The organism is Methylomonas sp. Uni0009 (assembly GCF_054188105.3).
Window position 1 is genome coordinate 3,300,500 of record NZ_JBTAFN010000001.1, and the last position, 13,936, is coordinate 3,314,435.

The window sequence follows — 13,936 nt, forward strand, 5'->3', positions numbered from 1 at the left end:
GTATTTTCCCACCTTGTTAATCCGGCCCTTGAAGCAATCGATTTCGGCTGTCCAGGACATGAGGAGCGCAGGAAATTTAAGGTGCGGGTCGATAGATATGCTCTTGCATGGCTGGTGCTGGCAAATATGCTACCCAGCTTGACGCAGGCCGATGTTTATCGTTTGTCGATCTCGAAAAAATCGATCAATCTAATCGGCGAAACCCAGCAGGCCGTGCTGGCGGACGCTGCCTTGCCGGCGCCCACCTTGCATTGGCGGGAAGGCGAGGACGTGACCTTAGAGGTTACTAATCTACTCAAAGAATCCACTTCAATTCACTGGCACGGCATCATTCTGCCATATCAAATGGACGGCGTGCCGGGCATCAGTTTCGACGGCATTGAGCCGGGCCAGACTTTTACCTATCAATTTAAAGTCAAGCAAAGCGGCACCTACTGGTATCACGGCCATTCCGGCATGCAGGAGCAACAGGGCTTGTTTGGCGCGCTGATCATCGCCCCGCAACAGGAGCAGCAAACGGTGGATCGCGATTATGTGGTGATGCTGTCCGATTGGCCGCTTGCTGACCCGGAGCGGACCATGGCCCGCTTAAAAAAGCAAAGCGACTATTACAATTTTCAGCAGCGCACAGTGGGCGATTTCTTCGTCGATATTCAGCGCTTGGGTTTTTGGGAAACCGTAGCTGATCGGCTGGCCTGGGGCGAAATGCGTATGGAGCCTACCGATCTGGCCGACGTGACCGGCGCCAATTACCGGTTTTTGATCAACGGCCAAACCGCGGAAGCGAAACCGCACTATCTGTTCAAGCCGGGCGAAACAGTGCGTTTGCGCTTTATCAACGCTTCGGCAATGACGCATTTTGATGTGCGTCTGCCGGGTCTGAAAATGACGGTGATTGCCGCAGACGGACAGGCGGTCAAGCCGGTTGATGTGGAGGAGTTTCGGATTGCCGTGGCGGAAACTTATGATGTATTGGTTCAGCCGCAAACCGAACAGGCTTACAGTATTTTTGCCGAAGCGATGGATCGCAGTGGTTATGCCAGTGCGACGTTGTCGCCGCGCGCCGATCTGCTCGCCGATCCGCCCAGCCTGCGACCCATGACTTTGTTGACCTTGGCGGACATGGGAGGCGAGCATGCCGGCCATTCTGCTCATCAGGTACCGGATGAATCCGCGGTCGCTGCGGAAGTTGGCCACTCGCACGCAGAGCACTCGCTTACACAAGATTCCACCATGATGGAGCACAGCGGGCATCAGCATGCCACTGCCGAGGCGCAGTCAAATCTACATGCTGGCCACACAATGCCAGTGGCTGATGCCAGCGATACCGCCAAACCGTTGAGCTATAGCCAGTTAATCGCCACGCAACCCAATCACGTGCTAATGGGGCCGCCGGACAGGGAAATCAAACTCAGGCTAACCGGCAATATGCAGCGCTATATCTGGTCGTTCGACGACACCAAGTTTGCAGATGCGGAGCCGATTCGGGTCAAATTTGGCGAGCGAATTCGTTTTACGTACGTGAACGAAACCATGATGAACCATCCCATCCATATCCACGGCCTTTGGCAGTACCTGGACAATGGTAACGGCATGTACAACCCGAAAAAACATGTGATCAACGTCAAGCCCGGCCAGACGGTCAGCGTCGATGTGCCGGCAGACGCGGAAGGCGAGTGGGCCTTTCATTGTCATTTGCTGTATCACATGGACACCGGCATGTTTCGTAAATTGATCGTGGAAAGGGCTGAGCATGAATATCCCTAATACCCTGTTCAGTGCGCGCAATCCCTGGCTTTGCTTGGCCTTATTCTGTTCCGTTGCTACTGCGCACGATAGCTCGATGATTTTTAATCATTTCAAGGCCGACAGATTGGAATACGAAGGTAATCAAGACTTGCATCTGTTCAAATGGGACGTGCAAAACTGGACCGGCACCGACGAAAATAAACTGTGGTTGAAATCAGAAGGCGATTATTCCGCCGATCAAAACATCTTTGGCCGCGCCGATTTACAGATCCTATACAGTCGCAATATCGACACGTTTTGGGACTTTCAAATCGGTGCGCGGCGGGCGATAGAACCGGAGCGCACGTTTGATGCGGTGATCGGCTTTCAAGGGCTGGCGCCGTATTTTATTGAAGTGGACAGTGCGATGTTCATTAACGAGAAAGGCAACGTGCTGGGGCGATTGACGCTGGGTTACGAAATGCTCTTGACCCAACGCCTGATTCTGCAACCGCGGGTGGAAGTGAATGTAGCGGCAGAAGATATAAAAAATCGCGGCGTCAAGGCGGGTATCACCGAGTTTGAAGCCGGCTTTCGCTTGCGTTACGAGATCGAACGCGAATTTGCGCCTTATCTGGGTATGGACTATGTTGAGGAAGAATCACTCCGCGAGCACCAACACAGTTTACGAGGTGTAGTGGGGGTGCGAGTGTGGTATTGAGGCGTTGCGGATCTGCGTACATTCGGAAAATAATACCCAATTTTCAAGCCTGCAGGGATAGGTAAAATGTCGGCATTGCCAGGAGAAGTTTTGAAACAATCTTTTTACGATTTGAATTATGCTGATTTAGAAGCCGTTATAAAGCAGAATGATTTAAATCAATCGGTAGCAGGTATTCTATTTAATTGGCATTATAAGAAAAAAGAAAGCATGCAATGCCGAGATAATATTTCAAAATCCTCATTGGCTTTTTTTGAAAAACATTTCGATTTTTCCTTGCCGGAAATCGATACCGTGCAACAGTCGTCAAAAGATCGAACAGTAAAATTTCTGTTTAAGCTCAAGGACAACCATAAAGTCGAAACTGTCCTTATTCCGTTTAACAACAAATATTCTATTTGCCTGTCATCGCAGGTTGGCTGCGCCATGAATTGCTCTTTTTGTTTTACCGGCGAACAAGGGCTTAAGCGGAATTTGACTACCAGTGAAATGGTTGGACAATTTCTGCAGGCTTGGCGTTGGTTGGCAAGCAACAGGCCAGGAGAAGAGCGGATTTTAAATATTGTTTTTATGGGGCAAGGCGAACCTTTACATAACTTTGACGCCGTTAAAAAAGCCTGTGAAATTTTTTTATCGCAACGTGGTACGTCAATTGGCGTGCAAAAGATTACGATTTCAACGGCCGGTTATATTCCCGGACTGAAAAGATGGCTCCAGGAAGTGCCCGGCGTGAACTTGGCCTTATCGCTGCATTCACCGTTCACTGAAAAAAGGAATGAACTTATTCCGATTAATAAAAAATATCCGCTCGCTGAGGTATTAACTTATATTGACGCCATACCTTTGCAAAAGAAACAATTTATTACTTATGAGTATATTCTGATAAAAGGTTTAAACGATACTGCGGATGATGCTAAAAAATTGGGCGCGTTACTGCAAGGCAAAAGGGCTTATATAAACTTAATTCCATTTAATGCTTTCCCTGGCTCACGTTACGAGAGTCCTGATCTGATTGAAGTCGAAAATTTTAAGGCAATTTTAGATACCTTTAGAATCCCGACCTTAATAAGAGGCACTAAAGGTGATGATGTATTAGCGGCATGCGGACAACTTAATTCTAAAAATTAAAAAACTCCTCCCTTCAATATTCCGGCAGGATAGCAATATGACAGCTGTACGGACCAGCCACACACATCCGCTGCAGATCGCAGAACTGCGTGCGAGTCCTGCGCATGGAAGGATCGGCATTACTTTCTGCCCCGGCAAGCACGACCACTTTGCTTACACGGGGGCCTGGGAGCGCGACCTCGGTATCGATTTGGATGCCATCGCTGCCTGGGGGGCAAAACTGGTGTTGACACTCGTCGAACCCGCAGAGCTTAAAGCCCTCAAGGTGCCGCAGATCGGGCATGAAATTCGCCGACGCGGCATCGAATGGCGCCATTTGCCGATTGCCGACTTTTCCGTGCCTACTCTGGCTTTCGAACAGCAGTGGGTCACACAAGGCCATGAGATCCGAGAGATGTTGCGCAGCGGCCAAGATGTGCTGGTACATTGCAAAGGCGGCTTGGGTCGGGCGGGCATGATCGCGGCGCGGCTGTTGGTGGAACTGGGCATGGACGCCGAAGAAGCGATCAATGCCGTTCGGCACGTGCGTAAGGGCGCCATCGAAACACCGGCGCAGCTTGCGCTGGTGCGTCGCACTAAACCCATCCCTTAAGCCGGCGCATAACGATGTGTGCCGATACTCCGACTATTGATACCACCACCCTGCAACGGATAGGCGGGCAATTGGGTAGCAATCCAGCAGGCATTTTTCAGGACAGTAACGGTCGACGCTACTACGTGAAAACACTGGAATCTGCGGCGCATGCGCGCAATGAGCTGATCGCAGCCGAGCTCTATCAACTGGCTGGAGCGCCCACTTTGACCTATGTGAGAACAATTGCGGCGGACCAGGTGGCGACAGAATGGGTCGAACTCACCAAAAAATGCATTGCTCATCTGAATGACAGCGAACGCAAACAGGCACGGTACTGGTTCGGTGTGCACGCCTGGACCGCCAACTGGGATGTCGCCGGCTACAATGGCGATAACCAAGGTGTTGCCGGTGGCAAAGTGCTGACATTGGATGTGGGCGGCGCATTGGCCTTTCGGGCTCAGGGCGATCCGAAAGGCAAAGCATTCGGTACCTGCGTCGACGAACTGGAGCTGTTGCGCCGCGATACCGATAACCCGCACGCCGTCAAACTCTTTGCCGAGATGAGCGCCGACGACATCAAGCAGGCCATAAACGTGGTGTTACGGATTCCGGACGAGAAAATCCGCCAAGTCATTCTTGACAGCGGCGGTACCCTGGCCTTGGCTGACAAAATGATTGCACGCAAAGCCGATATGGCAGGGCGCTAGTCTGTTTGTGTGGCAGCGCTAATGGATTGGTTACGAGCGGCAAAAACCCGCCGGTCGCGGTCAACATCCAATTTCATTAGCTAAGACAACTATACCCACGTTATCAAATTAACTGCAGTCACTGGGGATTTTGTGCCAGCAAATCCCCAGCAATATCGCCCAACTTCTTCAACGCCTTTTCTACCCTGTCGTTCCAAGGCACGGCGCAACTCAAGCGAATGAAATTGCCGTATTTCTTTTGCGTGGCCGAGAATAAGGGGCCGGGAGCGATGATGATATTTTCCTGGCTGGCCCGGCGGTGCAGTGCCATGGCATCGACGCCGGCCGGCAGTTCCACCCACAAGGCAAAACCGCCTTCGGGCTGGGTTACTCGCGTGCCTTCCGGGAATAACAGGCTGACCGCGTTCACCGCCAACGCCACGTTGCGGGCATAGTCCTGACGCACATGCCGCAGGTAGCGGTCGTAACCGCCTTGCTCCAACATCTGCGCGACTATCAATTGGTTCAGGGTTGGCACGGCCTGATGCTGCATGTATTTCAGGTTTTCCACCCGTGCCATATAGCGGCCCGGCACCAGCCAGCCCACCCGCAAGCCTGGCGACAGGGTCTTGGCGAAGGAGTTGCAATACAACACCTGGCCGTTTCGGCTCCAGGCTTTGCAGACCGAAGGCCGCCGCAAGCCAAAGCCCAGGTCGCCGTAGACGTCATCCTCGACCAGCGGAATCTGATGTTGTTCCAGCAAGGCCACCAAGGCTTGCTTGCGCTCGTCGCTCATGCACGAACCCAGCGGATTGTTGTAATTGGAGACAAGCAAACAGGCTTTGATCGGCCATTGCTCGATGGCCATTTGCAGCGCATCCAGCGACAAACCGTCACGCGGATGCGTAGGGATCTCCAGCGCTTCCATGCCGCAGGATTCGATGACTTGCAATAAGCCGTAAAAGGTCGGCGATTCGATAGCGATCAAGTCGCCGGGTTCGCAAATAGCCATTAACGCCAGCCTGACCGCTTCGCGCGCGCCGTGGGTCACCACAATGTCGTCCGGACTATCGGCGCATTGCAGTTCCACCATGCGTTTGGCGATTTGCCGACGCAGTTCCTGATTGCCCAGCAATTCGTCGGCGTCGAAACAGCGTTTACCAAAAGAACGAGCCACCTTGCCGGTGGCTTGTTGCAGCGCATGCGTGGGCAAGAAATCGGCGTGCGGTACCGACGAACCTAGGTTGATCTGATAAGGATCTTTGGCAGCACGCAGAATCTGCCGGGTCAGCGATTGGCCGGTGACCTTGGCTGGTGTCACCGGCGCATCGGAAACTTGCGGTTCCACAATCGCCTGCCGGCGAAAGCCGCTGACATAGTAACCGGAACGCAAGCGCGCCTGAATCCTGCCGCTGTCTTCCAGCAGGCGATAGGCTTCCAACGCCGTTGAGATGCTGACATGCAATTGCTGACTCAACCGCCTGACGCCGGGCAGTTTTTCGCCTGGTTTGTAAACACCCTGCTCGATATGCGCAATTACCGTATCCGCGACGGTTTCGTACAAGTGTTTCATGTTTTTATCCAGGTTAAGCCATGCATTTGCACCGAGCATCCTCGCGTTTTAGTTCGATCAGGAAGCCGCATTATAAAGCCAACCCTGCGCTTGCCTTGTCACACCGACGGCCGATTATTAAAGCTCAGCCACTGTCTTAACCGCCAATTTGCTCTGAATCACGTCCGCCAAATACTGAGCATCGTCGGCAATCCCCAGGAACCGTCCGGAACCCCAGGTATGCAGCCAGGGCAAGCCGATAAAGTACAGACCCTCCACGTTGCTGACGCCGTGATCGTATTGCGGGAAACCGCGACCATCGAAGGCCGGTAGCTCTATCCATCGGTAGTTCGGCCTGAAACCGATTGCCCAGATGATACTGGTGATGTTTTCGGCATCGGCGTCGATGCGGGTAGGGTCGAACTCGGGTTCCCAGACTTTGCGGAACGGCGGTTCTACCGGAGCATCGATATTATGCTCGGCGATGTAACGGTCGATGTCATTGCGGATGTTGACGTAGATTTCGTCGGCATCGTCCAGGTTTTTGGTCAAATCCGGTAAAAACTCCAATAGGCTGCCGTTGATATTGGTCATGCTGCCGTAAAGTTTCACGCCTTCCAAGGCAAACTGGCGCAAATCAATTTCGTGACCACCGCTACGCCCGGTTAGATAGTGATTGGTTTTATGTTTGGCTTCGTCGCCCAGGGGATGGCGGTCTATGGTCAATTGATAAAAACCCAGGTCAAACAACCATTCCGTGGTCTCGCGGCCGCGATACATACGCGGCGAACGCGGGGCGCTACCAACTGCCAGATGCACCTTGCGGCCGGCCAAATGCAAGTCTTCCATTAACTGCACGCCGGATTGGCCGGTGCCCACCACCAGCACTTCACCTTCCGGCAGTTGCTCGGGGTTACGGTAATTGACCGAATGAATCTGGGTGATATGTTTAGGCAGGCTGTGGGCATAGTCGGGCACGATGGGAATGTCGTAGCCGCCGGTTGCTACCACCAGATGATCGGCGGAAAACTCGCCGACCGAGGTGCTGACATGCAATTGGCCTTGCTCGCCACGCCAGACCCGATTTACCGCCACGCCTTCCAGGATCGGCGGATTGACTTTTTTGGCAAATGCTTCGATGTAATCGACGATTTCGTCTTTCAGCATAAAGCCTTTGGGATCGTCGCCCTGATAAGGAAAGTCCGGCAGTTGGCATTGCCAGTTGGGGGTGACCAAACAAAAACTGTCCCAACGCTCGTTGCGCCAAGAATGGCCGATGCGGTTTTTTTCGAAGATGATGTGGTTGATACCGTGTTTTTGCAGATTGTAACTGACGGACAAACCGGCCTGGCCGCCGCCGACGATAATCGTGTCATAGTGCAGGCGGGTATTTTCTGATTTTTCTTTCATGGCGTCCTCGTCTATTTGATTGGGGGTGTGTTGGTTTATTCGATGAATTCGGTCACGCTGACCATGGGGTTGTCGCTATCCAAAAATTGGCTGGCCTTGGCTTCGATTTCCGCCAGTTGGCTCATCGCGCTGGAACAGGTGTAGCCATATTTTTGCCGTACTCTTTCGCTGGCTATTTCCAACGCTTCGCGGCTGTACTCGACGAATGCCGGCAAGGGATAACTTTGTCCGGGTTGGAAATAATCCTTGATCACCAGTGACGGCGAATAACACAGGCTTTCGGTTTGGTCCGGCCAGCGGACGCGGAAGCGCATTTCAGGCATAGTGGGTTCCTTGGGCGTTGATGAGTGAACGGTAAATTTCAAGATGGGTATTGGCCGACTGCACCCAGGAAAACTCGCTGCTTAAACGCTGGGCGATTGTTGGCAAGCGAGCCTTGGGAAAATCATCGATGGCGGTTTTCATTGCAATCGAGATCGCGGCGCTATCTTCCGGATCAGTCCAGATGCAGTCCTGATCTTGCAAATAATCGGTAAACGGCGGCCGCAGCGAAACGATAGCCGGCGTGCCGGAGAGAATGGCCTCCAGCACCACTAGGCCAAAGCCTTCGGTCAATGATGGAAACACCAGTGCGTCAGCCAGACGAAACAAACTCGGCATGTCGGCATCGGGCAATGGACCGGTGATGATCAATGGTTGGCCGTGGCCCTCCTGAATAGCGCTCTCGGCGACAGCGGCGTTGAACTGTTGGCGGTAGTCGCTGTGGTCTAATAGGCTGGCGCCGCCGACGATGATCAACTGCGTATTGGGACGCTGCTGCAAAACCTCACGGAATGCCGCGAAGATACGCAAGGTGTTTTTGCGTGCCTCGATGCCGCCAACCGCCAGGAAAATCGGCCCGCCCCGCGACAAACCCAGCGATTGGCGCAGGGTTTCGTCATGGGCATGCGGTACGGGCGAATAGCGTTGCACATCAACGCCGTTATTGACTTGGGTGGCGGCAATCCGATGCTGCTTGTGCAACTTGTCCTGCCAATCGCGGCTGACGCACAAGACTCGTTGGGCGGCCACAAACGAGCGACTTTGCCAGGTCATCAACGAAACGTCGTCGAAACTATCCAGATGATGCACGGTGCGGACAAAGCCATCGATGATGCCGCGTTCGCTAAGTTCGGCCATCGCGCAACCGCTGATGGCATCCTGAGCGTGGTAAATATCGAATGTGGTGGTAGCGGATTGGCTGAAGTAATCGATATAAGCCTGGATGCGCTGGCCGACGGTGGCGACCAAATCGCCGCTCAATCTGGTTAGCGGTATCAGGGTTGTCCGGCAGCGTACGGCGCGAAAGAATTTTTTGCCGGGTTCCGCTGCGGCGATCAAGGTCACATCGTGTCCCAACTCCTGCAAGGCCTCCGCCAATTGCATCGCATGCACCACGCCGCCGCGCGGGTTAACGGAATGGGTCAGCATGGCAATGCGTAGTCTTGGCATGGCTAGTCCTGCCGGTTTGGGCCGCAGCCGATCAGGGCTTCGCTGTTTAAATCCCAGAGCAGTTGCTCTGCGTCGCCGGCTTTAAGCCGCAACCGGCCACTGTCGTCAGTCTTGCCGATGGCCGCGCAAGCGATGCCGCGCAGGCTAAACAGTTCGATCACGTCGCCGGTGTCATGGGTATCGACGCTCAGCACGAAGCCGTAGCTGGGAAAGCAGCGCAACCATCTTGCCAAATCGATGTGGCTTGGACGCGGTATGGCGTTAATATCGATCACGCCGCCCAAACCGGAGCACTCCAACAGCATCAATAAGGTGCCGATTACGCCGGCATTGCTGATGTCCTTGGCGGCATCGCATAGGCCGGTTTCGGCCAGTGTTGGCAGGATTTCCAAATCTTGGCGTAGACGTTCCGGTGGCGCGCCGGTGCTGGCGTCCCACCACAAATAGGGTTCGCGAAAATGGCCGCGCAAATCGATGGCTGCCAGCAGTTGTTGTTCCGGTTTGGCGGCGAAACTGCTCAACAGTTTTTGCGCCCGACCCAGGATAGCTACCGATAATTGCGGGCGGTCGTTACGCAAATTGCTGTGGCCGCCAACCACCGGTACGCCGTAAACTTGCGCGGCAGTGGCCAGGCCTTCCAGTATCGGCTTGGCTTGGCCAGCACCTTCGCTCCAGATCGCATCGACCACCGCGATTGGCCGGCCGCCCATCGCGTAAATGTCGCTGACGTTGACCATCACGCCGCAATAGCCGGCAAACCAGGGTTGGCTGGCGACGAAGTCATTCAAATAGCCTTCGCTTGCCAGCAACAGGAAGCCGTCGCCGTCGGGGATGGCCGCGCAGTCATCGCCCACGGGTACATCGTTCCCACGCTCCGCGTGGGAATGCAAGCTGAACCGCTCCGCGGTTCGGGACGCCGGAGCGTCCGGGGCTGGGTTCCCACGGAGACCGTGGGAACCATAGAGTCTTCCCACCACCTCGGCGATGTCGCGCTTATGCGCCAGCCCCAAGCCTTGTTGGATGCTCTTGGTCAATTCAGTCAATGAACTCATGCCGCGATCCGACTGGTTGTTACAAAACCGATAGCGCCGTTGGCATAAGGCGGATACCAAGCCAGGTCTGCTTGCATCAAATAATGCGGCCGCCCGTGCACCGCGATTTCCTGCAAGGTTTTCCAGTGCAGACGGCGGAACAGCAATTGGTTGCGGGCTTGCACCTGCGCCAAAAAGGTATTGCAGCCCTGGGCGTGGGCACTGGTTACCGCCAGCTTGATCAAGGCCGCGCCGAGGCTGCCTTGCTTGCGGTAGTCCTGATCGACCGCCAAGCGCGAGCCCCACCAGACGCCGGGCTTTTCCTGGTGAATGCGCACGGTGCCGACCACCCGATCCGGCATGCCGGCCAGGCAGGCGATGGCAACGATGGGCGTGGCGACGGCGTCGATGTCGTCCAGGTCGTCGCCGGTGAAGATACCTTGCTCCTCGCAGAACACGGCTTGGCGCAAGGCCAGCATCTGCTGGCGCTCCCAGTCCTGGGTGACGAACTTGATCAGGTATTCGTTGGCGAAATAGGGTTTAAAATCGTCACTCCACATCTCACACCTCGTAGCTAGCCAATGCCGAGCAGGCGCCGCATTTGGCGCAGCCGGCTTTGATGTCTTGGGATAGCAGGTTCGCTTGCTTCAACATTGCGCCGAGCGTCGGCAGGATTTGCTCCATGAAGGCCGGCGTCGGCGCCGGATGGTTTTGCAAGGGTGTGCCGCTAATTGGCACGAACGGCACCACGAAGGGGTAAACGCCTTTGGCGATCAACTGTTCGGAAATCGACAGAATCGCTTCCGGCGTGTCGCCCAAGCCCGCCAGGATATAGGTACTAACCTGGCCGCGACCGAACACCGCCACTGCGGCATCGAAAGCAGCCATGTAACGATCCAGCGGCACGTCGGCTTTGCCGGGCATGATGCGGGCGCGCACTGCCGGCATGACCGCTTCCAAATGCATACCCAAACTGTCTATGCCGGCATTTTTCATGCGCTCGAACCAGATGTCGTCATCCGGCGGCTCGCATTGGCCTTGAATCGGCAGATCGACGACCGCCTTAACGGCTTCGGCACTTTCGCAGAGCAATGCCGCGCCTCTATCGGTGAGATTCGGCGTGCCGGTGGTCATGACCATATGATTGACCTGATCCAGTTCGACCGCGGCTTTCGCGACCTCGGCCAGTTGTTCTGGCGTTTTACGCAAGATGGTTTTGCCCGCCGCCAATGACTGGCCGATGGCGCAGAACTGGCAGGATGTTTTGCGGTTGCCGTAGCGAATACAGGATTGCAGTAGTGTGGTCGCTAACACATCCGCCGAATGCAGCGTGGCGATCTGTGAATACGGAATGCCGTCGGCCGTCTGCAAATCATAAAAACGCGGTTGGCGTGGGAATTGAACATGACTGACCACAGCGCCGTCTCGGCGAATCTCGCTGATACCGTTGACATCGGGCCGACTGGCGACGAACGGCGACTCGCAAGCCGAGACCGTGGCAATCGGTATCATCACAGTTCGGCCCGACAAGTTAACGGCTTTGTGGTCAGAAGGGCCGGCACCGCCACGCCGTCCTGTGATGCCGACTTCGCTGCCTTCCAGGCGTAAGCCTAAGGATTGCAGATCGGCGATCAGCTCTGCCACGCCGGCTTTAGTTTGTGCTGATAGCATCATCGCGGTCGCTCTCTTGGATGGGGTGAGATGAAACGGCTGGCAGGTCGCTGAACATCGGTACCGCCGGCCTGTCGGCTATGCGCAAACTAAGTAGTTCCGGCCGGGCGTAATGGCCGACCGAATCCATCATCCGTTTACGTTTGGTGACTAAATTCATATCCAGATCGGCGATCAGTATGCCTTCGCCTTCCCGCAACGGTTCGACCACATGCTGGCCTTCGGGGGAAATAATCGCCGTGCAACAACCGCCGCGCAGGGCTTTTTGCAGGGTTGGCTCGGTAGTGACCGCGTCGATCTGCTCATCGTTGAGCCAGCCGGTGGCGTTGATGACAAAGCAACCGGATTCCAGCGCATGGTGGCGAATCGTTACTTCAATTTGCTCGGCAAAAATGGGCCCGACCAGGGAGCCGGGAAACTGGCTGCAATGGATTTGTTCGTGCTGAGCCATCAAGGCGTAGCGGGCCAGCGGGTTGTAATGTTCCCAACAGGCCAGCGCACCGATGCGGCCGATGCCGGTTTCCACAACTTTTAATCCCGAGGCATCGCCCTGACCCCAGATCATGCGCTCGTGGTAGGTCGGCGTGATCTTGCGGCGTTTCAATGCCAGACGGCCGGTTTCGTCGAAAATCAGTTGGGTGTTATAGAGACTGCCGTGGTTGCGCTCGTTGACCCCCAATACCACCACGATGCCGTGCGCCTTGGCTTGCGCCGCGACCGCGTCGGTAATCGGTCCCGGTACCGTCGGCGCGTAATCGTATAGTTTCAGATGTTCACGGCCCTGGGCGACCGGTGGCAACACGAAGGAAAAGTAGGGGTAATAAGGCACGAAGGTTTCCGGAAACACCACGATTTGCGCGCCTTTCGCGGCGGCGTCGCTGATGGCCTGGCAAACCTTGTCGCCGGTGGCGGTGGCGGATTCTAACACCGGCGCAATCTGTACCGCCGCCGCTCTGACGATGTTGGGATTGGTCACTTTTTTCTCCTGTGGATGATCAACAAGCTCAAAACGTAGGTTGGGCTGAATGCAATGAAGCCCAACAATTTGATTTTGTTGGGTTACGCTACGCTAACCCAACCTACATTTTGGTTTTTACGACGCCCTCTCGATGAAGGGTTCGGCGTTACGGTTTACAAAGTCCAGGTATCGAGAATGAAGGCGTTGTCGCGCTGGTGCAGCAACACGATGTCTAACACGTCTAATGGGCTGATAGGGCGAATGCCCGGCAGTAAACTGGGCTCGCCATGGCCGTACAAGGCTTGCAGTGCAAAGCGGCAGGCATAGACTTTGCCACCTTCCTCTATGAATTTAGCGATTTGATTGGCGTAGTTTTGGTGACCGGGAAAAGACTCGTCGCCCAAACGTGGAAAGCCACGCTGCAGACCTAAGGTGACTCCCGGACCATACAGCAGAATGGAGGTTTCGAAGCCTTTGCGTTGCAAACGGGTTGCTTGTAGCAGATTGACGAAGCCAATTGATCCTTCAAAAGCGACGGTATGGAATTTGACCAAAGCTTTCTGGCCTGGCTCGGCTTTGACGTCTTCAAATACTTTTTCTTCGAAATCGACAAAACAATCGCCTTTTTGATGTGCCGGTGAGGTGACTGCGGGCATGGAATTCTCCTGGATGTTAGTAAAAAATGCCCTGCATCGGCGGGATGGATGCAGGGAAGTATTTTTGGCCGCCAGCGTTGTCTGGTCGACGGTGAATACTTTACTAACCTCGGAAAAAGCCAAACAGATTCAGTTACTCGCCTAATTTTTAAGTACAGATTTAGTGAAATGAAATCTGTATGGCTTGAAAAAGCGCATAACTGTTATGGTGGCATTTCGCCAAATCATTCAATTTGCGAGCGAGCCAATCAACTCAGATCATATTTTTAGATCACTAACACCGGATCAGGCTGTCTAATTGGAAATGCGGCCAGGGGCAGCGGCGCGAAG

At 54.6% G+C, this 13,936-nt stretch carries 15 protein-coding genes; 6 read left to right on the forward strand and 9 right to left on the reverse strand.

The genetic code is table 11. The annotated features are described in order from the left end of the window. Nucleotides 1-81 precede the first annotated feature (81 nt). The 5 genes from ACWAU0_RS15315 (at nt 82) to ACWAU0_RS15335 (ending at nt 4,858) form a co-directional block, all read left to right on the forward strand. The gene (locus ACWAU0_RS15315) at nt 82-1,767 is read left to right on the forward strand and encodes a copper resistance system multicopper oxidase (RefSeq protein ID WP_458137172.1); all 1,686 of its coding nucleotides are present in this window, start codon (nt 82-84) and stop codon (nt 1,765-1,767) included. After that, nucleotides 1,754-2,449, forward strand: coding sequence for a copper resistance protein B (locus ACWAU0_RS15320; protein ID WP_458137173.1), 696 nt, complete (start codon nt 1,754-1,756; stop codon nt 2,447-2,449). The genes ACWAU0_RS15315 and ACWAU0_RS15320 overlap by 14 nt, the downstream gene beginning before the upstream one ends. A 66-nt stretch (nt 2,450-2,515) precedes the next feature. Next, on the forward strand, nt 2,516-3,577 hold the full coding sequence (gene rlmN, locus ACWAU0_RS15325) for a dual-specificity RNA methyltransferase RlmN (protein ID WP_225893079.1): 1,062 nt from the start codon (nt 2,516-2,518) through the stop codon (nt 3,575-3,577). Nucleotides 3,578-3,614: 37 nt separating this feature from the next. After that, a complete protein-coding gene (locus tag ACWAU0_RS15330; RefSeq protein ID WP_033156690.1) occupies nt 3,615-4,169 on the forward strand; it encodes a cyclin-dependent kinase inhibitor 3 family protein in 555 nt (184 codons plus the stop codon). A gap of 14 nt (nt 4,170-4,183) precedes the next feature. Then, nucleotides 4,184-4,858 carry a hypothetical protein gene (locus tag ACWAU0_RS15335; protein WP_033156689.1) on the forward strand — a complete coding sequence of 225 codons (675 nt, stop codon included), beginning with the start codon at nt 4,184-4,186 and terminating at the stop codon, nt 4,856-4,858. 118 nt (nt 4,859-4,976) lie between these two features. Here the strand turns inward: ACWAU0_RS15335 and ACWAU0_RS15340 are convergent, their stop codons facing one another. The 9 genes from ACWAU0_RS15340 to ACWAU0_RS15380 all read right to left on the reverse strand — a co-directional run bounded on the left by ACWAU0_RS15340 (nt 4,977) and on the right by ACWAU0_RS15380 (nt 13,606). Then, nucleotides 4,977-6,410 (reverse strand): aminotransferase-like domain-containing protein, encoded by a 1,434-nt coding sequence (locus ACWAU0_RS15340; protein ID WP_458137174.1) that lies wholly within the window; start codon nt 6,408-6,410, stop codon nt 4,977-4,979. A 117-nt stretch (nt 6,411-6,527) separates the two neighbouring features. Continuing rightward, entirely contained in the window at nt 6,528-7,799 is a 1,272-nt protein-coding gene (locus tag ACWAU0_RS15345) for an MSMEG_0569 family flavin-dependent oxidoreductase (protein ID WP_458137175.1), read from the reverse strand. 35 nt (nt 7,800-7,834) lie between these two features. Then, complete coding sequence (locus ACWAU0_RS15350) at nt 7,835-8,122, reverse strand: MSMEG_0570 family nitrogen starvation response protein (protein WP_033156687.1); 288 nt, start codon at nt 8,120-8,122, stop codon at nt 7,835-7,837. Further along, entirely contained in the window at nt 8,115-9,290 is a 1,176-nt protein-coding gene (locus tag ACWAU0_RS15355; RefSeq protein ID WP_033156686.1) for an MSMEG_0565 family glycosyltransferase, read from the reverse strand. The genes ACWAU0_RS15350 and ACWAU0_RS15355 overlap by 8 nt, the downstream gene beginning before the upstream one ends. Nucleotides 9,291-9,292: 2 nt before the next feature. Next, nucleotides 9,293-10,342, reverse strand: coding sequence for a sll0787 family AIR synthase-like protein (locus tag ACWAU0_RS15360; RefSeq protein ID WP_458137176.1), 1,050 nt, complete (start codon nt 10,340-10,342; stop codon nt 9,293-9,295). Beyond that, on the reverse strand, nt 10,339-10,881 hold the full coding sequence (locus ACWAU0_RS15365) for an MSMEG_0567/Sll0786 family nitrogen starvation N-acetyltransferase (RefSeq protein WP_458137177.1): 543 nt from the start codon (nt 10,879-10,881) through the stop codon (nt 10,339-10,341). The genes ACWAU0_RS15360 and ACWAU0_RS15365 overlap by 4 nt, the downstream gene beginning before the upstream one ends. Before the next feature lies 1 nt (nt 10,882). Next, nucleotides 10,883-11,995 carry an MSMEG_0568 family radical SAM protein gene (locus ACWAU0_RS15370; RefSeq protein ID WP_458137178.1) on the reverse strand — a complete coding sequence of 371 codons (1,113 nt, stop codon included), beginning with the start codon at nt 11,993-11,995 and terminating at the stop codon, nt 10,883-10,885. Continuing rightward, a complete protein-coding gene (locus tag ACWAU0_RS15375) occupies nt 11,973-12,968 on the reverse strand; it encodes a Nit6803 family nitrilase (protein WP_205453972.1) in 996 nt (331 codons plus the stop codon). Before ACWAU0_RS15375 ends, ACWAU0_RS15370 begins: the two co-directional genes overlap by 23 nt. 155 nt (nt 12,969-13,123) lie before the next feature. After that, nucleotides 13,124-13,606 carry an MSMEG_0572/Sll0783 family nitrogen starvation response protein gene (locus tag ACWAU0_RS15380; RefSeq protein WP_033156682.1) on the reverse strand — a complete coding sequence of 161 codons (483 nt, stop codon included), beginning with the start codon at nt 13,604-13,606 and terminating at the stop codon, nt 13,124-13,126. Between the two features lie 13 nt (nt 13,607-13,619). Here ACWAU0_RS15380 and ACWAU0_RS15385 point away from each other — a divergent pair, with 13 nt between their 5' ends. Next, entirely contained in the window at nt 13,620-13,751 is a 132-nt protein-coding gene (locus tag ACWAU0_RS15385; protein ID WP_523070807.1) for a hypothetical protein, read from the forward strand. The last annotated feature ends 185 nt before the right edge of the window (nt 13,752-13,936 follow it).

What these genes read in the sequence shown, in the direction of transcription:
- ACWAU0_RS15320 (WP_458137173.1), top strand. Translation starts at nt 1,754, where the DNA reads ATGAATATCCCTAATACCCTGTTCAGTGCGCGCAATCCCTGGCTTTGC.
- rlmN (WP_225893079.1), top strand. Translation starts at nt 2,516, where the DNA reads ATGTCGGCATTGCCAGGAGAAGTTTTGAAACAATCTTTTTACGATTTG.
- ACWAU0_RS15330 (WP_033156690.1), top strand. Translation starts at nt 3,615, where the DNA reads ATGACAGCTGTACGGACCAGCCACACACATCCGCTGCAGATCGCAGAA.
- ACWAU0_RS15335 (WP_033156689.1), top strand. Translation starts at nt 4,184, where the DNA reads ATGTGTGCCGATACTCCGACTATTGATACCACCACCCTGCAACGGATA.
- ACWAU0_RS15340 (WP_458137174.1), bottom strand. Translation starts at nt 6,410, where the DNA reads ATGAAACACTTGTACGAAACCGTCGCGGATACGGTAATTGCGCATATC.
- ACWAU0_RS15345 (WP_458137175.1), bottom strand. Translation starts at nt 7,799, where the DNA reads ATGAAAGAAAAATCAGAAAATACCCGCCTGCACTATGACACGATTATC.
- ACWAU0_RS15350 (WP_033156687.1), bottom strand. Translation starts at nt 8,122, where the DNA reads ATGCCTGAAATGCGCTTCCGCGTCCGCTGGCCGGACCAAACCGAAAGC.
- ACWAU0_RS15355 (WP_033156686.1), bottom strand. Translation starts at nt 9,290, where the DNA reads ATGCCAAGACTACGCATTGCCATGCTGACCCATTCCGTTAACCCGCGC.
- ACWAU0_RS15360 (WP_458137176.1), bottom strand. Translation starts at nt 10,342, where the DNA reads ATGAGTTCATTGACTGAATTGACCAAGAGCATCCAACAAGGCTTGGGG.
- ACWAU0_RS15365 (WP_458137177.1), bottom strand. Translation starts at nt 10,881, where the DNA reads ATGTGGAGTGACGATTTTAAACCCTATTTCGCCAACGAATACCTGATC.
- ACWAU0_RS15370 (WP_458137178.1), bottom strand. Translation starts at nt 11,995, where the DNA reads ATGATGCTATCAGCACAAACTAAAGCCGGCGTGGCAGAGCTGATCGCC.
- ACWAU0_RS15380 (WP_033156682.1), bottom strand. Translation starts at nt 13,606, where the DNA reads ATGCCCGCAGTCACCTCACCGGCACATCAAAAAGGCGATTGTTTTGTC.
- ACWAU0_RS15385 (WP_523070807.1), top strand. Translation starts at nt 13,620, where the DNA reads ATGTTAGTAAAAAATGCCCTGCATCGGCGGGATGGATGCAGGGAAGTA.